The organism is Kitasatospora phosalacinea (assembly GCF_030268885.1).
GTDB lineage: Bacteria > Actinomycetota > Actinomycetes > Streptomycetales > Streptomycetaceae > Kitasatospora > Kitasatospora phosalacinea_C.
This window is the reverse complement of sequence record NZ_BSSA01000011.1, coordinates 68,153-89,251: the sequence shown is the minus strand read 5'-3', so window position 1 is coordinate 89,251 and position 21,099 is coordinate 68,153. Positions and strand designations below refer to the sequence as shown.

Below are 21,099 nucleotides of genomic sequence, written 5' to 3'. Positions count from 1 at the left end.
CTCTCGTTCCCCTCTAGTGAACTGCTCAGGCATGGAGCGGCAGCACGGCGGCCACCAGGTAGCCGGGGCGGCCCGGCCGGGGCCCGGTCTCGGCGCTGCCGCCGCAGGCCGCGGCGCGCTCCCGGATGGAGAGCAGGCCGCGGCCGCCGGAGCGCCCGTCGACGCCCGCGCCGACCGGAGCGGGGGCCGGTCCGGTGCCGTCGTCGGCGACCTCGACGTGCAGCCGGGCGCCGTCGCGGACCGCGACCCGGACGCTGACGTGCCGGGCGTCGGCGTGCTTGACCACGTTGGTCAGCGCCTCCTGGACGATCCGGAAGGCCGCGGCCTGCACCTCGGCGGGCCCGGCCTCCTCGATCTCGGCGTCGACCGCGACCCCGGAGTCGCGGACCCGCTGCAGCACGTCGGCGAGCTCCGCCAGCCGGGGCTGCGGGGCGAGCGCGGGAACCGCCCCGTCCTCCTTCAACACGCCGAGCACCCGCCGGAGTTGGACCATCGCGTCGCGCCCGGAGTCGGCGATGGCGTCGAACGCCCGGATCGCCCGGTCGGGGTTGCTGCGCACCACCAGCGGCCCGGCCTCGGCCTGGACCACCATCAGCGAGACCGCGTGGGCCAGGATGTCGTGCATCTCGCGGGCGATCCGGGCCCGCTCCTCGGCGACCGCCCGGGCCGCGTCGCTGGCCGCCCGCAGCCCGGCCTGCCGGGCCCGTTCGGCCTCGACGCCCGCCAGTCGGCGCAGCTCCCGCACCAGCGAGCCGAGCACGAAGCTGCCGACCGACACCACCAGGCTGAACAGCATGCCGCCGAAGGACCGGGTGCCCAGCACGTTGCCGAGCACCACGGCGGTCAGCAGCACGGCCCGCTGCCAGTCCCGGCCGCGGTCGGCGACGGTGTAGACGCCGATCGCCATGGCGAGCTGGATCTGCGGCATCGCGAAGTGCGCGAACGCCGACAGCGCCGCGGTGGGCACCGCGCAGGCCAGCACCACCGCCCACGGCGCCCGCTGGCGCCACCACAGCGGCAGCGACCCGGCCAGCGCCAACGCGTAGGCCCACCACTGCCGTTCGGAGGGGATCCGGTCGGTGTACACCCCCCACAGCGAGACGCCGACGGCGAGCGCCACCAGCGGCCCGTTCACCGCCCAGGGCCGGGCCCGGCCCCACGCCAGCAGCCCGTCCGCCCGCTTCCCCCACGCTCCCATGCCGCGCATCCTCTCGTATCCCGGTCGGGCGCCGCACGGCCCTCCCGCACGCGCGAGGGGGCGCCCCCGGCCCTCCCGGCCGGGCGCGCCCCCGTGCGGGCGTCAGGACGTCACAGCAGCCGCTTGATCTCCCCCCGCGCCCGGTAGAACCCGCCGGACTCGGACCGGCGCACCTCGGCGACCAGGTACCTGGCCCCGGCGACCCGGACGTCCTTCGGGAACTGCACCCGCAGCGCGGCGTCGTAGCCGGGCGTCACCACCCGCACCCGCAGCCGCCCGCCCTCGGCCACGCACTCCACCTCGACGCCCCCGGCGCCCGCCGCCCCGGCGCTGACGGTCTCCAGCTCGGCGCCCGCCGCGACGCGTTCGACGCCCGCCCCGCTCACCTCCGCGGTGGCCGGCAGGGTGCCCTGCTCGGCGTCCCGCACGGCGCCCTGGGAGGCGTCCAGGCAGGCCAGCGAGCCGTCGGTGGTGACCAGGTACAGCCGCCCGTCCCGGTACTGCATGCTGTACGCCGAGCCGCAGCCGGTGCCGAGCTTCCACAGCCGGGTGCCGTCCGCGGCGAAGCAGTAGACGGACGAGTGGTTGTCGCCCGCGAACACGAACTCCCCGTCGGGGGAGGCCGCGCAGGAGAACACCGCGGCGTCGCACCGGTACGCGGCGGCCTCCGAGCCGTCGGCCTTGCGCAGCCGGTGCACCCAGCCCTGCGAGGTGCCCGCGAACACCTCGTCCTTCTCCTGCCAGCCGAACAGCACCGCGCCCTTGGTGCGGGTGTGCCACAGCTGCTCGCCGCCGCGCCCGGCGTACCGGGCCACGCCCGCCGACCAGCCGTGGTAGACCGACTCGGCGTCGCAGCGCACCATCCAGCCGGCCGAGCCCTGGGCGTTGCGCCGCCACTGGAACTCGTCCTCGTGGTCGACGGTGGTCAGCCCGCCGCGCTCGTCGGCGACGCCGAGCACCCCGTCGTGGATGTCCAGCCAGTAGATGTCCACGTCCTGGGCGATCTCGTACGCCACCCGCGGCACCTTCCCGCCGAGGTCGTACACCTTGCCGTCGTCGCAGCCCGCGTAGATCCACCAGTCGTCGGCGACGATGCACTTGACGCCGTCGGGCAGCCCGAACCGGCCGGTGACCTGTCCGTCGGTGGTCAGCGTGTAGACGTCGCCCTGCTCGTTGCCGACCCAGGCGTGCTCCTCGCCGACGTACACCCCGAACGCGGGCGAGCCGGAGCGGAAGCGCCACAGCAGCGGCGCCTGGCGGGCGGTGGAGCGGCTGGAGGCGATCTGCCGCCGGGTCACGGCCCGGCGCCGGCGCACGCCCCGGACGGCCGGGGCGTAGCCCTTGCGGACCTTCTCGCCGATCTTCTTCGCGGCCTGCGCGGCGGCCTTCTCGGCGCTCGCGCACACCGTGGTCCTGGTGGTGCCGCTCTCGCCGATCCGCCCGTAGCGGATCGTCAACTCGGCTCCGTCGACCGTGACTTCGTAGAACTTGTGGGCGCTCCCCTGGTCCTCGGAGAGCTCCAGGTAGGTCACCTGCGGGTCCGCGGAAACGGTGACGGACATGGCCGACGCCCCTTTCGGGCACAGAGTTCGGAGGGGTGCCGGCCGGGCCTCGCCACCTGCCGACACCGCTCAATCTACGGCCCGGCACCGACAGTTGGCGCTCAGTCGGCGGAGACCTTCACGCCGCCGGTGTCGGCCCGCGCGACCAGCGCGTGCGCGGCCCCGGCCTGCGAGGGGACGTTCACCTCGGTGCCGCCCGTCGCGGCGTGCGCGTCCACCGCGTACGCCTGTCCGGCGGGCACGGTCAGCTCCACCCCGCCGGTCCCGGTGCGCAGTTCGGCCCGGGCCGGCGCCGCCTCGAACCGGGCCGTCACCCCGCCGGTCTCGGCCTTCAGCACGACGTTCGCGCTGCGCAGCCCGGTCGCCTCCACCCCGCCGGTGACCGTCTCCGCGGTGACGTCGCCGCTCAGGCCGTGCAGCCGGATGCCGCCGGTGGTCTCCTTCAGCCGCAGCACCGTCCCGGCGGGCACCCGCACCTGGTAGCCGATCCCGCACTGCGAGCAGGAGTACGACAGCTTCAGCACCCCGCCGGCGAGCACGTGGGCGGCCCGTGGCTCCTCGTCCCGCCAGGTGCGCTTCTCCACCACCTGCACCGGCCCGTCCCCGGCCCGCACCTCGATCCCGCCGACCTCGCCGTCCACCTGCAGCTCGGTGACCTGCCCGGGCACCTCGTAGGACACCGTCCTCTTCCGGTCGTCCCACGGTCCGCACCCGACCGCCCCGCCCGCCAGCAGCCCCACGACGGCCACCGCCCCCACCCACCGCTTCACCGCGGCCTCCTCTCGACGCCCACCAGTCTCCCGGCGCCCCCGCCCCGCCCGCCTCCCTCCCACGGCGGGTTCGCCCCCCTCCCTCCCCGGGGGGATCTCCCCTGGGGAACGCCGCAGGGCGGCCACCCCGACCGGGGTGACCGCCCTGCGTTCCGTACCGGAGGATCAGCCGGTGTACGGGCCGTAGTCGTAGTCGTCCAGCGGGACGGCCTGACCGGAGCCCGCGCCGAACGGCGACAGGTCGTAGTCGTCGTAGCCGACGGCCGAGTACATCGCGGCCTTGGCCTCCTCGGTCGGCTCGACCCGGATGTTGCGGTAGCGGGGCAGACCCGTACCGGCCGGGATGAGCTTGCCGAGGATGACGTTCTCCTTGAGGCCCAGCAGCGGGTCCGACTTGGCGTGGATCGCCGCGTCGGTGAGCACCCGGGTCGTCTCCTGGAAGGAGGCGGCCGACAGCCAGGACTCGGTGGCCAGCGAGGCCTTGGTGATACCCATCAGCTGCGGACGGCCGGAGGCGGGGTGACCGCCCTCGGAGACCACGCGGCGGTTCTCCTGCTCGAAGCGGCCGCGCTCGACGAGCTCGCCCGGGAGCAGCTCGGCGTCGCCCGACTCGATGATCGTCACGCGGCGGAGCATCTGCCGGATGATGATCTCGATGTGCTTGTCGTGGATCGACACGCCCTGCGAGTTGTAGACCTTCTGGACCTCGGCGACCAGGTGGATCTGGACGGCACGCTGGCCCATGATGCGCAGCACGTCGTGCGGGTTGGTCGCACCGACGGTCAGCTTCTGGCCGACCTCGACCGCCTCGCCCTCGCTGACCAGCAGCTTGACGCGCTTGGAGACCGGGTAGGCGATCTCGTCGCTGCCGTCGTCGGGGGTGACGACGACCTTGCGGGTCTTCTCGGTGTCCTCGATCCGGACGCGGCCGGCCGCCTCCGAGATCGGGGCCACGCCCTTGGGGGTGCGGGCCTCGAAGAGCTCGACGACACGCGGCAGACCCTGGGTGATGTCGTCACCGGCCACACCACCGGTGTGGAAGGTGCGCATGGTCAGCTGGGTGCCGGGCTCACCGATGGACTGGGCGGCGATGATGCCGACCGCCTCACCGATGTCGACCAGCTTGCCGGTGGCCAGCGAGCGGCCGTAGCAGAAGGCACAGGTGCCGACCGCGGACTCGCAGGTCAGGATCGAGCGGACCTTGACCTCGCTCACGCCGTGCCGGATCAGCTCGTCCATCAGGACGTCGCCGAGGTCGGTGTTGGCGGTGGCGATCAGCTTGCCGTCGACGGTGATGTCCTCGGCGAGCATGCGGGCGTACACGCTGGTCTCGACGTCGTCGGCCTTGCGCAGCACGCCGTCCGCACCGACCGAGCCGATCGACAGCTTGAGGCCGCGCTCGGTGCCGCAGTCCTCCTCGCGGATGATCACGTCCTGCGAGACGTCCACCAGACGACGGGTCAGGTAACCCGAGTCGGCGGTGCGCAGCGCGGTGTCGGCCAGACCCTTACGGGCACCGTGGGTGGAGATGAAGTACTCCAGCACGGACAGGCCCTCGCGGAACGAGGCCTTGATGGGACGCGCGATGGTCTCGTTCTTCGCGTTCGACACCAGACCGCGCATACCGGCGATCTGACGCATCTGCATCATGTTTCCGCGCGCACCCGAGTCGACCATCATGAAGATGGGGTTCGTCTTCGGGAAGTTCGCGGCCATCGCGTCGGCGACCTCGTTGGTCGCGCGGGTCCAGATGCCGACCAGCTCGGACTTGCGCTCGTTGTCGGTGATCAGACCGCGCTCGTACTGCTTCTGGACCTTCTCCGCCTGCGCCTCGTAGCCCTCCAGGATGGCGGGCTTGCTCGGCGGGACGATGACGTCCGAGATCGAGACGGTGACACCGGAACGGGTCGACCAGTGGAAGCCGGCCGCCTTCAGGTTGTCGAGCGCCGCGGCGACGACGACCTTCGGGTAGCGCTCGGCGAGGTCGTTGACGATCGCCGACAGCTGCTTCTTGCCGACCTCGTAGTCGACGAACGGGTAGTCCTCGGGCAGCAGCTCGTTGAAGAGCGCGCGGCCCAGGGTGGTGGTGATCCGGAACGGCTCGCCCTCGGTCCAGGCCGGCTGCCCGTCCTCGTCCACCGGCGGGGTCCAGCCGCGGGGCGGGACGGTGCCGGCCGGGAGGCGCAGGTCGATCGGGGCCTGGACGTCCAGCTCGCGGGCGTCGAAGGCCATGATCGCCTCGGCGGTCGAGGAGAAGGAACGGCCCTTGCCCTTGACCTCCTCGCGGTCCGAGGTGAGGAAGAACAGGCCCAGCACCATGTCCTGGGTCGGCATGGTGACGGGGCGGCCGTCGGCCGGCTTCAGGATGTTGTTCGAGGACAGCATCAGGATGCGGGCCTCGGCCTGCGCCTCCGCGGACAGCGGCAGGTGCACGGCCATCTGGTCGCCGTCGAAGTCCGCGTTGAACGCGGTGCAGACGAGCGGGTGGATCTGGATGGCCTTGCCCTCGACCAGCTGCGGCTCGAAGGCCTGGATGCCGAGGCGGTGCAGGGTGGGCGCACGGTTCAGCAGCACCGGGTGCTCGGCGATGACCTCTTCGAGGACGTCCCACACCACGGGGCGGGCGCGCTCGACCATGCGCTTGGCCGACTTGATGTTCTGCGCGTGGTTCAGGTCGACCAGGCGCTTCATCACGAACGGCTTGAAGAGCTCCAGCGCCATGGCCTTGGGCAGGCCGCACTGGTGCAGCTTGAGCTGCGGGCCGACGACGATGACCGAACGGGCCGAGTAGTCGACGCGCTTGCCGAGCAGGTTCTGGCGGAAACGACCCTGCTTGCCCTTGAGCATGTCGGACAGCGACTTCAGCGGACGGTTGCCGGGGCCCGTGACCGGGCGGCCGCGGCGGCCGTTGTCGAAGAGCGCGTCGACGGCCTCCTGGAGCATGCGCTTCTCGTTGTTCACGATGATCTCGGGCGCGCCGAGGTCGAGAAGCCGCTTCAGGCGGTTGTTGCGGTTGATGACGCGGCGGTACAGGTCGTTCAGGTCGGAGGTGGCGAAGCGGCCACCGTCGAGCTGGACCATCGGGCGCAGGTCCGGCGGGATCACCGGGACGCAGTCGAGCACCATGCCCTTGGGCTTGTTGCTGGTCTGCAGGAAGGCGGAGACGACCTTGAGGCGCTTGAGCGCGCGGGTCTTCTTCTGGCCCTTGCCGGTGCGGATGATCTCGCGGAGGCGCTCGGCCTCCTCGCCCAGGTCGAAGGACTCCAGGCGGTCCTTGAGGGCCGCCGCGCCCATCGAGCCGGAGAAGTAGGTGCCGAAGCGGTCGCGCAGCTCGCGGTAGAGCAGCTCGTCGCCCTCCAGGTCCTGGACCTTGAGGTTCTTGAACCGGGTCCAGACCTCGTCGAGGCGGTCGATCTCGCGCTGCGCGCGGTCGCGCAGCTGCTTCATCTCGCGCTCGGCGCCCTCGCGCACCTTGCGGCGCACGTCGGCCTTGGCGCCCTCGGCCTCCAGCTCGGCCAGGTCGGCCTCGGCCTTCTTGGCCCGGGCCTCCAGGTCGGCGTCGCGCCGGTTCTCGATCTGCTGGCGCTCGACCGAGACGTGCGCCTCCAGGGACGGGAGGTCGCGCTGGCGACGCTCGTCGTCCACCCAGGTGATCATGTAGGCGGCGAAGTAGATGACCTTCTCGAGGTCCTTCGGCGCCAGGTCGAGCAGGTAGCCCAGGCGCGACGGGACGCCCTTGAAGTACCAGATGTGGGTGACCGGGGCGGCCAGCTCGATGTGGCCCATCCGCTCGCGGCGCACCTTGGCGCGGGTCACCTCGACGCCGCAGCGCTCACAGATGATGCCCTTGAAGCGCACGCGCTTGTACTTGCCGCAGTAGCACTCCCAGTCCCGGGTGGGACCGAAGATCTTCTCGCAGAAGAGGCCGTCCTTTTCCGGCTTCAGCGTGCGGTAGTTGATGGTCTCCGGCTTCTTCACCTCGCCGTGCGACCACTGGCGGATGTCGTCGGCGGTGGCCAGTCCGATGCGGAGCTCGTCGAAGAAGTTGACGTCAAGCACTGGTCGTCAAGCCCTCTTTCGTGATTCGAGAGTCTGTCTGTTGGTCTGAGGGGGGCCTGGGGGCGGGCCGACCCGGACTAGGGGTCGGCCCGACCTCCGTCAGACCTCTTCGACGCTGCTCGGCTCGCGCCGGGACAGGTCAATGCCGAGCTCCTCGGCGGCGCGGAACACGTCCTCGTCGCTGTCGCGCATCTCGATGGACTGGCCGTCCGAGGACAGCACCTCCACGTTGAGGCAGAGCGACTGCATTTCCTTGATGAGGACCTTGAAGGACTCGGGAATGCCGGGCTCGGGGATGTTCTCGCCCTTGACGATCGCCTCGTAGACCTTCACGCGGCCCAGGACGTCGTCGGACTTGATGGTGAGCAGCTCCTGCAGCGCGTACGCGGCGCCGTATGCCTCAAGGGCCCACACCTCCATCTCACCGAAGCGCTGACCACCGAACTGCGCCTTACCACCGAGCGGCTGCTGGGTGATCATCGAGTACGGGCCGGTCGAACGGGCGTGCAGCTTGTCGTCGACCAGGTGGTGCAGCTTGAGGATGTACATGTAGCCGACCGAGATCGGCATCGGGAACGGCTCGCCGGAGCGGCCGTCGAACAGCCGGGCCTTGCCGGTGGAGTTCACCAGGCGCTCACCGTCGCGGGTGAGGGTGGTGTTGTCCAGCAGGCCGGTGATCTCGTCCTCGCGGGCGCCGTCGAAGACGGGGGTGGCGAGGTTGGTGCCGCCCTCGACCCGGTCGGCGCCGATCGCCTGGAGCCGCTTGGCCCACTCGTCGGCGAGGCCGGAGACGTCCCAGCCCTGCTTGGCGAGCCAGCCGAGGTGGATCTCCAGGACCTGTCCCGGGTTCATTCGGGACGGGACGCCCAGCGGGTTCAGGATGATGTCGACCGGGGTGCCGTCCTCCAGGAACGGCATGTCCTCGACCGGCAGGATCTTGGAGATGACGCCCTTGTTGCCATGGCGGCCGGCCAGCTTGTCACCGTTGGTGATCTTGCGCTTCTGGGCGACGTAGACGCGGACCAGCTGGTTCACGCCCGGGGGAAGCTCGTCCCCCTCCTCGCGGTCGAAGACGCGCACGCCGATGACCTTGCCGGACTCGCCGTGCGGCACCTTCAGCGAGGTGTCGCGGACCTCGCGGGCCTTCTCGCCGAAGATCGCGCGGAGCAGGCGCTCCTCCGGGGTCAGCTCGGTCTCGCCCTTCGGGGTGACCTTGCCGACCAGGATGTCGCCGGTGACGACGTCGGCGCCGATCCGGATGATGCCGCGCTCGTCGAGGTCGGCGAGGACCTCCTCGGAGACGTTCGGGATGTCCCGGGTGATCTCCTCGGGGCCCAGCTTGGTGTCGCGGGCGTCGACCTCGTGCTCCTCGATGTGGATCGAGGAGAGGACGTCGTCCTGGACGAGGCGCTGCGACAGGATGATCGCGTCCTCGTAGTTGTGGCCCTCCCACGACATGAACGCCACGAGGAGGTTCTTGCCGAGGGCCATCTCGCCCTCGTCGGTGCACGGGCCGTCGGCCAGCACCTGGCCGGCCTCGACCCGGGCGCCCTCGTCCACGAGCACCTTCTGGTTGAAGGCGGTGCCCTGGTTGGAGCGGGTGAACTTGGCGGCCCGGTAGGTGTTGTACGTGCCGTCGTCGTTGGCGACGGTGACGTAGTCGGCCGAGACCTCCTGCACCACGCCGGCCTTGTCGGCGGTGATGACGTCCGCGGCGTCGACGGCGCAGCGGTACTCCATGCCGGTGCCGACCAGCGGCGCCTCGCTGCGCAGCAGCGGGACGGCCTGGCGCATCATGTTCGAGCCCATCAGCGCGCGGTTGGCGTCGTCGTGCTCGAGGAAGGGGATCATGGCGGTCGCGACCGACACCATCTGGCGCGGCGAGACGTCCATGTAGTCGATCTCGGTGCCGGGGATGTAGTCGATCTCGCCGCCGCGGCGGCGGACCAGGACGCGGGGCTCGGCGAAGGTCAGCTCCGCGGTGAGCGGGGCGTTGGCCTGCGCGATGACGTACCGGTCCTCCTCGTCCGCGGTCAGGTAGTCCACGGCCTCGGTGACGACGCCGTCGACGACCTTGCGGTACGGGGTCTCGATGAAGCCGAAGGCGTTGACCCGACCGTACGAGGCCAGCGAGCCGATCAGACCGATGTTCGGGCCTTCGGGGGTCTCGATCGGACACATGCGGCCGTAGTGCGAGGGGTGCACGTCACGGACCTCGAAGCCGGCCCGCTCGCGGGACAGACCACCGGGGCCGAGCGCGGACAGACGGCGCTTGTGGGTCAGGCCCGACAGCGGGTTCGTCTGGTCCATGAACTGCGACAGCTGGCTGGTGCCGAAGAACTCCTTGATGGAGGCGACGACCGGCCGGATGTTGATCAGGGTCTGCGGCGTGATCGCCTCGACGTCCTGGGTGGTCATGCGCTCGCGGACCACGCGCTCCATGCGGGCGAGGCCGGTGCGGACCTGGTTCTGGATCAGCTCGCCGACGTTGCGCAGGCGGCGGTTGCCGAAGTGGTCGATGTCGTCGACCTCGATGACGATGTCGCGGCCCTCGTCATCGCGCCACTCGGTCTCGCCGGCGTGCAGCTTCACCAGGTACTTGATGGTGTTGATGATGTCCGGCTCGGTGAGCACGCCGGAGTCGAGCGACTCGGCGTTGCCCAGCTTCCGGTTCACCTTGTAGCGGCCGACCTTGGCGAGGTCGTAGCGCTTCGGGTTGAAGTACAGGTTCTCCAGCAGCGTCTGCGCGGCCTCGCGGGTCGGCGGCTCGCCCGGGCGCAGCTTGCGGTAGATGTCGAGCAGCGCGTCGTCCTGGCCCTGGGTGTGGTCCTTCTCCAGGGTGGCGCGCATCGACTCGTACTCGCCGAACTCCTCCAGGATCATCTCGGTGGTCCAGCCGAGGGCCTTGAGGAGGACGGTGACCGACTGCTTGCGCTTGCGGTCGATGCGGACACCGACCATGTCGCGCTTGTCGATCTCCATCTCCAGCCAGGCACCGCGGGAGGGGATGATCTTGGCGGAGAAGATGTCCTTGTCGGACACCTTGTCCAGGGTGGAGTCGAAGTAGACGCCGGGGGAGCGCACCAGCTGGGACACGACGACACGCTCGGTGCCGTTGATGATGAAGGTGCCCTTGTTGGTCATGAGCGGGAAGTCGCCCATGAACACGGTCTGGGACTTGATCTCACCGGTCTCGTTGTTGGTGAACTCCGCGGTGACGAAGAGCGGGGCCGCGAAGGTGAAGTCGCGGTCCTTGCACTCGTCGATGGAGTTCTTCGGCGGCTCGAAACGGTGGTCCCGGAAGGTCAGGGACATCGACCCGCTGAAGTCCTCGATCGGGGAGATCTCTTCGAAGATCTCCTCCAGACCGGACTTGGTGGGGACGTCCTGACCGCTCTCCAGGGCAGCCTCGACCCGGGACTTCCAGGCCGCGTTCCCGAGCAGCCAGTCAAAGCTCTCGGTCTGCAGGGCCAGGAGGTTCGGGACCTCGAGGGGCTCCTTGATCTTCGCGAACGAGACGCGGAGCGGGGCGGTGGATGCGGAATTGTTCGAGGCGTTGCGCGGCGCGGCCAAGAGGGGGGTCCTTCCGAGGGCTCGGAGCTCACTACGCGCATACCGGCCGGGCCTTGCCGAGGGGTGAAAACCCCAGGTCAGGACAGGGACCGCTCCGGGCGACGAGTCACGGAGCAGCTAACAGGCAGCGCAAAGGGACAGTGTAGCCAAAGGCGACACTGCTAGCAAGCCCTGATTCGGAGACCGAATCGGACGCTCCTCCCGTACAACCGACAACCCGGGCAGTGATCCCTCACCGGCCGGGCCGTCGCACCCACTTCTGCGTCACCGGGAACCTTCCCAGTGCCGCCCCCGAATATGCATCGGCGGCGGTTCCGCTTGGGCACGCGCCTCGAGAATCGCGCGCCGCGTGCTGTTCGTCAAGGCCCGCACCAGGGTGTGGACCTCGTCCTGCTCATCGTCCGGACCGCTCCCCGCGTTACACGCTGCCTGCGCCCGGGGGCCGACGGACAGCGATCACCCTACCCCCGGACGCCGACAGGAGCCGAGTCCCGCGTGGGCCATCAGGAGCAACGGCCCGCGGGCCCGGAACGCGAGCAGGCCGGGCCGGCCACCCCGAGGGGTGGCCGGCCCGGCCGGAAGAGAACCTCTCAGCGAGAGGAACGGGTCACTTGACGGTGACCTTGGCGCCCGCGCCCTCGAGCTGGGCCTTCGCCTTCTCGGCGACGTCCTTGGCGACCTTCTCCAGAACCTTGGCACCAGCGGTGTCGACGAGGTCCTTGGCCTCCTTCAGGCCGAGGGAGGTGAGGGCGCGCACCTCCTTGATGACCTGGATCTTCTTGTCGCCGGCGCCGTCGAGGATGACGTCGAACTCGTCCTGCTCGTCAGCGGCCTCGGCCGGGGCGGCCGGGCCACCGGCGGCGGCAACGGCGACCGGGGCGGCGGCGGTGACGTCGAACTTCTCCTCGAAGGCCTTCACGAACTCGGAGAGCTCGATCAGGGTCATGCCCTCGAACTGCTCGAGCAGGTCCTCGGTGCTGAGCTTCGCCATGATTGGCGTCCTTCCACTAAATCGGCAGGTGCCGGATGTACGGGTTGGCGGGCGTGCTTACGGGCCCGCTGGGACGGGAGTGGTTACTCCGCGTCCTCGGCGGGAGCCGGAGTACCGGCACCGCCCTGCTCGACCTTCTCGCGCAGCGCTTCCACGGTGCGAACGAGCTTGGACGGGAGCGCCTGGAACACGGCGGCAGCCTGGGAGGGCTTGGCCTTCAGGGCACCCGCCAGCTTGGCGAGCAGCACCTCGCGGGACTCGAGGTCCGCGAGCTTCTTGATCTCATCGGCGGACAGCGCCTTACCGTCAAGGACACCGCCCTTGATGATGAGAGCAGGGTTCTCCTTGGCGAAGTCACGCAGAGCCTTCGCCGACTCCACCGGGTCACCGGTGACGAAGGCGACAGCCGTCGGACCGGCGAACAGGTCGTCCAGCTCGGAGATCCCGGCCTCGTTGGCCGCGATCTTGGTCAGCGTGTTCTTCACCACGGCGTAATCGGCGTTGCCGCCGAGCGAGCGACGCAGCGTCTTCAGCTGCTTCACCGTGAGACCGCGGTACTCGGTCAGAACGGCGGCGCTGGAGGCACGGAACTTGTCCGTGATCTCGGCGACGTCGGCAGCCTTGTCGGGCCTGGCCATAGGCTTACGCCTCCTTCCGTGATGTCGAAGTCGGGCCGACCTTCGAGAAGTCGACCATCCAACGCCTCGGACCCCAGGAAGCGAAGAAGCCCCGGCGCACAGGCGCACGGGGCTCGCAACGACCTCGACGGACCGGAACGGTCCGGAGATCCCACTTGGCTCCACAACCTGCGCGGGCGATCCGCAACGGGTGCGGACCCTTCGGTGCCGTCCTCCCTCTCGGGCGCACGGCGACAACCAGCGGTCTTTGGCTCGGCCAGCCTAACGGGACGAGTCGGGTTTGACCAAATCGCGCTACGGGAAGGCCGGCGGGCTGGCGCCGGTGCCGGGCGCGACGTCGGCCTCGGCGGGGGCCTGGACGGAGAGCGCGGAGCTGCCGAACTCGCCGTAGTCCACGGTGTCGACCTCGGCGGCGGCCCGGCGCAGCCGCACCAGCTGGTCGCTGTCGTCGAGCCACAGGTCGAGCACCACGTCGCCGGTGCCCAGCGCGGCCGTCAGGGCCTGCCGCCGGGTCTGGTCGAGCTGGGTCTGCGCGGCGACGTACTGGGCGGACGTCAGGGTGACCCGGTAGTGCTCGGCGGTGCCGTCGAGCAGCTTCTCCTCGCCGACCAGCTGCGGGTCCGCGGCGGCCGCGGCGGCGGCGACCGCGACCACCGGGCTGAGCCGGTCGATCAGGTCGCCGTACGGGATGCGGCCGTTGGAGAACTTCTGCCAGTGCGGGCCGCCGAGCCTGACCGCGCTCCCCGGGTCGCCGCCCAGGTAGGCGGAGGTGTCCAGCACCATCAGCACCTGGCTCTCCCCGTCCGCCTGGTACTTCAGCACCGTCTTCGGCGCCCAGAACAGCTCGCCCTTGGCCCCCTGGCCGCCCAGCACCGCGGTGTACCCGGCGCGCCGGGCGTCGTGCAGCACCAGCTGGGCGGAGAGCATCACCCCGTGCGGGGAGCGGTCGGTGGGGCTGGGCTGCGCGGTGCTCGGGGCGGCGGTGGAGGGCTCGGCGCGGTCGGGCGTCCGGGCGGAGGCGGTGCAGCCGGCGGCCGCGCCGACGAGCAGGGCTGCCGTCAGGAGGGCCCCGGCCCCGCGCACCCGTGCGCCCATCGGTCCCTCCTCCTGCCGCCGCCGTCCGGTCCCCTCACCATGCCATGCGGCCCGCCCTGCGCCGGAGTCACCCCCGGGGCCGGGCGGGCCGCCGGCCCGTGCCCGCTACTGCATCTGCTGCATCAGGTCCGAGAGCTTGAGGACCTCGCCGGCGGCCGGGGCCGGGGTGGCCTTGACCGTGCCCAGGCCGCTGTAGGTGATCGTCTCCGGCTTGTCGCCCGCCTTCGGGGAGGACCCGGTGACGGACTGCTGGACCAGCTCGCCCTTGTCGTTGATCCACAGCTCGACGACGACGGTGTCGCCGTCCTTCTTGATCTCGGCCAGCACCTTGGGCTTGAGGGCCCCGTCCAGCTTCATCTTGGAGACCAGGTCCTCCGCCTTCATCTCGCTGCGGTAGTGCGTGGTGCTCTGGCCCGAGACGGTCTCGGTGCCGGCCAGGGTCGCGGTGGGCGCGGCGGCCGCCAGCTGGATCGCCGGGTTCATCACCTGCACCATCGCGTTGAGGGAGGCGGTCTCGTTCCCGTCCTCCGCCGAGCCGTCCGACGCGTCGAGCGACACCCACTTCTTGCCCTTGGCCACGGCGGCCATGTCGGGGGTGACCCCGACGTACATCTGGCCGCCGACGACGAGGGCCTTGATCTCCTTGCCGTCCTCGGTGCCGGTCATCAGGAAGGACGCGGGGTCCTTCCAGACGTAGTCGACGGTGCCGTCGTCGTCGGCCTCGCCGCCCTTGACGGCCAGCTTGGCGCTGCCCGCCTTCTCCATGACCGCGGCGGAGGCCAGCAGGGCCTCCTTGGGGGGCAGCTTGGCGCCGCCCTTGCCCGCGGCCGGGGCGCTCTGCGAGGCGTCGCCGCCGGTCTTGGCATCGGTCGAGCCGCCCGAACCGGAGCTGCTGCAGGCGGTCAGGGCGCCGATGGCCACACAAGCCACGGCAACGGTACGCAGTGCGCGCACGGGGGTCCCCCACTCATCGGATTCTCATCTGAAGTACGGGAGCGGACTCTACCGAACCGCGCCGACCGCTGCGCAAACCGTTTCCGAACGCCACCGGGCCCGCACCCCCGAGAGGGGTGCGGGCCCGGTGAGCGATGACCTCGCAGGGGGCTGACTCAGGGTCAGACCGCCGCCGGGTCCTCCTCGACGAGGAGGTTGCGGGTGCGGTTCGGGTCCACCTGGATGCCGGGGCCGATGGTGGTGGAGAAGGAGACCTTCTTCAGGTAGCGGCCCTTGGCGGCGGACGGCTTGGCCCGGAGGACCTCGTCCAGCGCGGCGGCGTAGTTCTCGACCAGCTGCTCGTCGGTGAACGAGGTCTTGCCGATGATCAGGTGGAGGTTCGAGTGCTTGTCGACGCGGAACTCGATCTTGCCGCCCTTGATGTCGTTGACGGCCTTGGCGACGTCCGGGGTCACCGTGCCGGTCTTCGGGTTCGGCATCAGGCCACGGGGACCGAGCACGCGGCCGAGGCGGCCGACCTTGCCCATGAGGTCCGGGGTGGCGACGACGGCGTCGAAGTCCAGACGACCCTTGGCGACCTCGTCGATCAGCTCGTCGGAGCCGACGATGTCGGCACCCGCGGCACGCGCGGCCTCGGCACGCTCACCGTTCGCGAAGACCAGGACCCGGGCGGTCTTACCGGTGCCGTGCGGGAGGATGACGGTGCTGCGGACCATCTGGTCGGCCTTGCGCGGGTCGACGCCCAGACGCATGGCGACCTCGACGGTGCCGTCGAACTTGGTGACGGAGGTCGCCTTGGCGAGGCGGACGGCCTCGAGGGGGGCGTAGATCCGGGCGCGGTCGACCTGGGCGTCCGCGGCCTTGAGGGCCTTGCTGCGCTTCACTGCTGCTCCTGGTGGTTATTGGAGTCGTGGTCGGAACGGGCCGCGCGCGGCCCTACCACGGAGGACGTACGGGCTGGTCAGCCCTCGACGGTGATGCCCATCGACCGGGCGGTGCCGGCGATGATCTTCTCCGCCGCGTCCAGGTCGTTGGCGTTCAGGTCGGGCATCTTGGTGGTGGCGATCTCGCGCACCTGGGCCGAGGTCAGCTTGGCGACCTTGGTCTTGTGCGGCTCCTTGGAGCCCTTGTCGATGCCCGCGGCCTTCAGGATGAGGCGCGCCGCCGGCGGGGTCTTCGTGACGAAGGTGAAGGAACGGTCGTCGTAGACCGTGATCTCCACCGGCACGATCATGCCGCGCTGCGACTCGGTGGCCGCGTTGTACGCCTTGCAGAACTCCATGATGTTGACGCCGTGCTGACCGAGCGCGGGGCCGACCGGCGGGGCCGGGTTCGCCGCACCGGCGTTGATCTGGAGCTTGATAAGCCCCGTGACCTTCTTCTTCTTGGGAGGCATGTCTCTCCGGGTCCTTCCGAGAGGTGATTGCTGATGTGCCCGGCCCGGGGCGAAACCCGGCCGCCAGGACACACATCGGACCAGGCTAACCGGTCAGGTGTCGCGGAACCAAAACGGTGCCGGGGCGGAGGCTCTCGCCCCGCCCCGGCACCGGAGACCTTCGGGTCAGTTCTTCTGGATCTGGTCGAAGGAGAGCTCGACCGGGGTCTCCCGGCCGAAGATCTCCACCAGGCCCTTGACCTTCTTCGAGTCGGGGTTGATCTCGTTGATGGTCGCCTGCAGGGTGGCGAACGGACCGTCGGTGACGGTGACCGAGTCGCCGACCTCGAAGTCCAGCACCTGCACCTCGACCGGGCGCACCGGCGAGGCCTTGCCGGCCTCCTTGGCGGCGGCGCGCTCCACGTCGGGGGCGAGCATCTTGACGACCTCGTCCAGGGTCAGCGGGTACGGGTCGTAGGCGTTGCCGACGAAGCCGGTGACACCGGGGGTGTTGCGCACGACGCCCCAGGACTCCGGGGTGAGGTCCATCCGGACCAGCACGTAGCCGGGGAGCTTGTTCTGCCGGATGGTCTTGCGGTCGCCGTTCTTGATCTGGACGACCTCCTCCTGCGGAACCTGGGACTCGAAGATGTAGTCCTCGACGTTCAGCGAGACGGAGCGCTGCTCCAGGTTCTGCTTCACCCGGTTCTCGTAGCCAGCGTAGGTGTGGATGACGTACCACTCGCCCGGCGCGCGGCGCAGCTGCTCGCGGAACTCGGCGACCGGGTCGCTCTCGACCTCCTCGGCGGCCTCGGCGTCGGCCTCCTCGGCGTCCGCCTCCTGCGCCTCGGCCTCGGCCTCGTCCACCTCGTGCACGGCGGCGGCCTCGGCCGGCTCGCCCGCCTCCAGCTCGTCGGCGGCCTCGACCTCGTCCTCCTCGGCGTCCGCCTCGGTGACGATCTCCTCGGCAGCCTCGACGTCGGCAGCCTCGGCCGCGTCCAGCTCGGCGGCGACATCCGCCTCGCGGACGGTCTCGTCGGCGTCGTACAGGGGGGACTCAGACACGGTCGCTGCTTCTTTCCTGGTTGTGGAACGGATACCTCAACAGTACCGACTCAACGGTAGTCGCCCGCGGCCCTTCGCGCCGACAGCTCGACCCGGGCCGAAGGATTCGGCCCGGGTCGGGGTGGAGTATTCGGTGCGGGACCGGCGGGGATCCCTGCGGGGTGGTGCCGGATCGGGCGTCAGCCGAAGATCCAGAAGGCGCCCTTCGCGAAGACCCAGTCGAGACCGGCGACCACCAGCATCATCACGACCACGAAGGTCACCACGACGGTGGTGTACTGGATCAGCTGGCTGCGGGTGGGCCAGACCACCTTGCGGAGCTCCGCGATGATCTGGCGGTAGAAGATCGCCGTCCGGGCGAAGATGCCCTTCTTGGCCCGCTTCCCGGACTTCTTGCCGCCCTCGCCGCCCTCGGCCTTGTTGGCACGGCGGCGCTCGCGCCGGGAGAGCTTCTTGCCGTCCTCGGTGCCCGTCGTCCCGTCCGCGCCCTCGGCCCCCTCGGGGTTGCCGCTCTCAGGCGTTGCGGTGGAGCCCGTGGTCTCCGTCACTCGTCCTCACCTGAATCCCGGTCCTGCGGAGGTCCGTGCCTGGTGCACGGGCGATCCGGCGAAAGCTGTGCTGGGTGGGGCCCTCTCCGCATCAAGCCCGCTCGCTCTGCGGAGCGAACGGGCTTGGCACGGATCGAGCAGCAGGGCACGAGGGACTCGAACCCCCAACCGCCGGTTTTGGAGACCGGTGCTCTACCAATTGAGCTAGTGCCCTACGGAGCCTCGCGGCTCCGGCGTGGCCCCCAACCTACCGCATCCGCCCGGCCGTGTGGTGTATCCGACCGGAGGATCCGCACTTCGGGAGCCGTCGAGCAGTGAGTGTACGGGTTCTTCGCCGATTGGTCGAACCTCATTCACCGAGATCACATTCGCCGACTTTCGACGCCCTCCGCTCGATATCCTCCGGCCCCGATCGCCCTCCGCCCGAGATCGTCCGGGTCCGCGGCGCGGATGCTGGAACGCCCGGGTTCGCACCGTGGAACCGCGATGACCGGCACCCGTGCGGTCTGGGACCATTCAGGGCATGAGCGCACCCACCCCCGAGAACGTGTCCCCCGCCAACCGCCGGGTCTCCGCCCGGGTCGGCGCCATCGCCGAGTCCGCCACCCTCGCCGTCGACGCCAAGGCCAAGGCCCTCAAGGCCGCCGGGCGCCCGGTGATCGGCTTCGGCGCCGGCGAGCCCGACTTCCCGACCCCCGGCTACATCGTGGACGCCGCGGTCGCCGCCTGCCAGGACCCGGCGAACCACCGCTACACCCCGGCCGGCGGCCTGCCGGAGCTGAAGGCCGCGATCGCCGCCAAGACGCTCCGCGACTCCGGCTACCAGGTGGACGCCTCGCAGGTGCTGGTGACCAACGGCGGCAAGCAGGCGATCTACAACGCCTTCGCCGCGATCCTCGACCCGGGCGACGAGGTGATCATCCCGGCCCCGTACTGGACCACCTACCCGGAGGCCGTGAAGCTGGCCGGCGGCACCCCGGTCGAGGTCGTCTCGGACGAGACCACCGGTTACAAGGTCTCGGTGGAGCAGCTGGAGGCGGCCCGCACCGCGAACACCAAGGTGGTGCTGTTCGTCTCGCCGTCGAACCCGACCGGCGCGGTGTACACCGAGGCCGAGGCCGAGGCGATCGGCCGCTGGGCGCTGGAGCACGGCCTGTGGGTGCTCACCGACGAGATCTACGAGCACCTGGTCTACGGCGACGCGACCTTCACCTCGCTGCCCGCGCTGCTGCCCGAGCTGGCCGACAAGTGCATCGTGGTCAACGGCGTGGCCAAGACCTACGCGATGACCGGCTGGCGGGTGGGCTGGCTGATCGGCCCGAAGGACGTCGTCAACGCGGCCGCCAACCTGCAGTCGCACGCCACCTCGAACGTCTCCAACGTGGCCCAGCGCGCGGCGCTCGCCGCCGTCTCCGGCGACCTCTCCGCGGTGGACGAGATGAAGACCGCCTTCGACCGCCGCCGCCGCACGATCGTGGCGATGCTGAACGAGATCGAGGGCGTGTTCTGCCCCGAGCCCGAGGGCGCGTTCTACGCCTACCCGTCGGTCAAGGGCCTGCTGGGCAAGGAGATCCGCGGCAAGCGCCCGCAGACCTCCGCCGAGCTGGCCGCCCTGATCCTGGACGAGGCCGAGGTCGCGGTCGTCCCCGGCGAGGCCTTCGGCACCCCCGGCTACCTGCGGCTGTCCTACGCGCTGGGCGACACCGACCTGGTCGAGGGCGTCAGCCGGATGCAGAAGCTGCTCGGCGAGGCCCGCGACTGACCTCCCGTCAGCGCCGCCCCCCGCGGCTCACCCGATCGGGCGAGCTGCGGGGGGCGGTTCCTGTTTCCGGGTGTTTTGCGGCAGGATCGGTGAATGGATCGCCTGCGTGATGTCCGGAGCCTGCCGAAGGCCCATCTGCACCTGCACTTCACCGGTTCGATGCGCCCCGCGACGCTGCTCGAACTCGCCGACAAGCACGGCATCCGGCTGCCCGAGGCGCTCAGCTCCGAGCACCCGCCCAAGCTCCGGGCCACCGACGAACGCGGCTGGTTCCGCTTCCAGCGGCTCTACGACACCGCCCGCTCCTGCCTGCGCGACGAGTCCGACATCCGCCGCCTCGTCCGGGAGACCGCCGAGGACGAGCGCGCCGACGGCTCCCGCTGGCTGGAGATCCAGGTCGACCCGACCTCGTACGCACCGCTGCTCGGCGGCCTGACCCCGACCCTGGAGCTGGTCCTGGACGCCGTCCGGGAAGCCTCCGAGGCGACCGGCGTCGGCATCCGGGTGCTGGTCGCCGCCAACCGGATGAAGTCCCCGATGGACGCCCGGACGCTGGCCCGGCTCGCCGTCCGGTACGCCGACCGGGGCGTGATCGGCTTCGGCCTCTCCAACGACGAGCGCCGCGGCCTGGCCCGGGACTTCGACCGCGCCTTCGCCATCGCCCGCAACGGGGGCCTGATCGCCGCCCCGCACGGCGGCGAGCTGGCCGGGCCGGAGTCCGTCCGCGACTGCCTGGACGACCTGGGCGCCGCCCGGATCGGCCACGGGGTGCGCGCCGCCGAGGACCCCCGGCTGCTCCAGCGCCTCGCCGACCGGCAGGTCACCTGCGAGGTCTGCCCCGCCTCCAACGTCGCCCTCGGCGTCTACGACAGCCCCGAGCAGGTCCCGCTGCGGCAGCTCTTCGAGGCGGGCGTCCCGCTCGCCCTGGGCGCCGACGACCCGCTGCTCTTCGGCTCCCGGCTGGCCGACCAGTACGCCCTGGCCCGCGAGTCGCACGCCTTCACCGACGCCGAACTGGCCGAACTCGCCCGCCAGTCGGTCCGCTCCTCGCAGGCCCCCGAGCACGTGGTGAAGGAACTGCTCGGCGAGATCGACGCCTGGCTGGTGGAGGAACCCGCCTAGCCCCGGCGGGTCAGGGCGGTGGTCGCCGCGGCCAGCAGCCCGCTCACCACCAGGGCGCCGACCGCGACCAGGGCCACGCCGACGGCGAACAGCCCGTCGCCGTCCCGGGACCAGTCGACCCAGGCGGCGCCCGCCAGCCCGACCGTGCTGCCCGCGACCGCGGCGAGCGTCCGGCCCCGGTACGCCGACCAGCACACCGCCGCGCCGACCGTCACCACCAGGCCGAGCACCTGCCAGACCTGGTACGGGCCGGAGACCGTGCCGTCCGGGGCGACGTCCTTCTCCCCGTCCCAGCCGAGCCAGGCGGCCCAGGCCGGGACCGCGGTCAGCAGGGGCAGCAGCAGGGACGCGCGGTCCGCGGTCGTCGCTCTTCTCATGGGTGGAGCG

Annotated in this window: 16 protein-coding genes and 1 tRNA gene; 2 read left to right on the top strand and 15 right to left on the bottom strand. The window is 70.8% G+C overall.

Features of this window, described 5'->3' with window-relative positions:
- Window positions 1-25: 25 nt before the first annotated feature.
- From QSK52_RS17745 to QSK52_RS17680, 14 genes are all read right to left on the bottom strand, one after another.
- Window positions 26-1,198 (bottom strand): sensor histidine kinase, encoded by a 1,173-nt coding sequence (locus tag QSK52_RS17745; protein ID WP_285737056.1) that lies wholly within the window; start codon window positions 1,196-1,198, stop codon window positions 26-28.
- A gap of 110 nt (window positions 1,199-1,308) precedes the next feature.
- Window positions 1,309-2,760, bottom strand: a complete 1,452-nt coding sequence (locus QSK52_RS17740) for a WGR domain-containing protein (protein WP_285737055.1) — start codon at window positions 2,758-2,760, stop codon at window positions 1,309-1,311.
- Window positions 2,761-2,861: 101 nt separating this feature from the next.
- Window positions 2,862-3,530, bottom strand: a complete 669-nt coding sequence (locus QSK52_RS17735; RefSeq protein WP_285737054.1) for a hypothetical protein — start codon at window positions 3,528-3,530, stop codon at window positions 2,862-2,864.
- A 165-nt stretch (window positions 3,531-3,695) separates the two neighbouring features.
- The gene (locus QSK52_RS17730) at window positions 3,696-7,589 is read right to left on the bottom strand and encodes a DNA-directed RNA polymerase subunit beta' (protein ID WP_285737053.1); all 3,894 of its coding nucleotides are present in this window, start codon (window positions 7,587-7,589) and stop codon (window positions 3,696-3,698) included.
- A 99-nt stretch (window positions 7,590-7,688) separates the two neighbouring features.
- Window positions 7,689-11,162, bottom strand: coding sequence for a DNA-directed RNA polymerase subunit beta (gene rpoB, locus QSK52_RS17725; protein WP_285737052.1), 3,474 nt, complete (start codon window positions 11,160-11,162; stop codon window positions 7,689-7,691).
- Window positions 11,163-11,769: 607 nt separating this feature from the next.
- Window positions 11,770-12,153, bottom strand: coding sequence for a 50S ribosomal protein L7/L12 (gene rplL / locus QSK52_RS17720; RefSeq protein ID WP_285737051.1), 384 nt, complete (start codon window positions 12,151-12,153; stop codon window positions 11,770-11,772).
- 83 nt (window positions 12,154-12,236) lie between these two features.
- A complete protein-coding gene (gene rplJ / locus QSK52_RS17715; RefSeq protein ID WP_014136320.1) occupies window positions 12,237-12,791 on the bottom strand; it encodes a 50S ribosomal protein L10 in 555 nt (184 codons plus the stop codon).
- Between the two features lie 294 nt (window positions 12,792-13,085).
- A complete protein-coding gene (locus QSK52_RS17710) occupies window positions 13,086-13,886 on the bottom strand; it encodes a hypothetical protein (protein ID WP_285737050.1) in 801 nt (266 codons plus the stop codon).
- 105 nt (window positions 13,887-13,991) lie between these two features.
- A complete protein-coding gene (locus QSK52_RS17705; protein ID WP_285737049.1) occupies window positions 13,992-14,807 on the bottom strand; it encodes a hypothetical protein in 816 nt (271 codons plus the stop codon).
- Between the two features lie 194 nt (window positions 14,808-15,001).
- Window positions 15,002-15,724, bottom strand: a complete 723-nt coding sequence (gene rplA, locus QSK52_RS17700; RefSeq protein WP_285737048.1) for a 50S ribosomal protein L1 — start codon at window positions 15,722-15,724, stop codon at window positions 15,002-15,004.
- Window positions 15,725-15,801: 77 nt separating this feature from the next.
- The gene (gene rplK / locus QSK52_RS17695) at window positions 15,802-16,236 is read right to left on the bottom strand and encodes a 50S ribosomal protein L11 (RefSeq protein ID WP_030457453.1); all 435 of its coding nucleotides are present in this window, start codon (window positions 16,234-16,236) and stop codon (window positions 15,802-15,804) included.
- A 165-nt stretch (window positions 16,237-16,401) separates the two neighbouring features.
- On the bottom strand, window positions 16,402-17,280 hold the full coding sequence (nusG, locus tag QSK52_RS17690; protein ID WP_285737047.1) for a transcription termination/antitermination protein NusG: 879 nt from the start codon (window positions 17,278-17,280) through the stop codon (window positions 16,402-16,404).
- A 179-nt stretch (window positions 17,281-17,459) separates the two neighbouring features.
- Window positions 17,460-17,828, bottom strand: coding sequence for a preprotein translocase subunit SecE (secE, locus tag QSK52_RS17685; RefSeq protein ID WP_285737046.1), 369 nt, complete (start codon window positions 17,826-17,828; stop codon window positions 17,460-17,462).
- A 141-nt stretch (window positions 17,829-17,969) separates the two neighbouring features.
- Window positions 17,970-18,042, bottom strand: a tRNA-Trp gene (locus tag QSK52_RS17680).
- Window positions 18,043-18,351: 309 nt separating this feature from the next.
- On the opposite strand from QSK52_RS17680, the gene QSK52_RS17675 reads away from it, so the two are divergent.
- Entirely contained in the window at window positions 18,352-19,590 is a 1,239-nt protein-coding gene (locus QSK52_RS17675) for a pyridoxal phosphate-dependent aminotransferase (protein ID WP_285737045.1), read from the top strand.
- A gap of 93 nt (window positions 19,591-19,683) precedes the next feature.
- Window positions 19,684-20,712 carry an adenosine deaminase gene (locus tag QSK52_RS17670; protein WP_285737044.1) on the top strand — a complete coding sequence of 343 codons (1,029 nt, stop codon included), beginning with the start codon at window positions 19,684-19,686 and terminating at the stop codon, window positions 20,710-20,712.
- Here the strand turns inward: QSK52_RS17670 and QSK52_RS17665 are convergent.
- A complete protein-coding gene (locus QSK52_RS17665; protein ID WP_285737043.1) occupies window positions 20,709-21,089 on the bottom strand; it encodes a hypothetical protein in 381 nt (126 codons plus the stop codon). The genes QSK52_RS17670 and QSK52_RS17665 overlap by 4 nt on opposite strands.
- Window positions 21,090-21,099 lie beyond the last annotated feature (10 nt).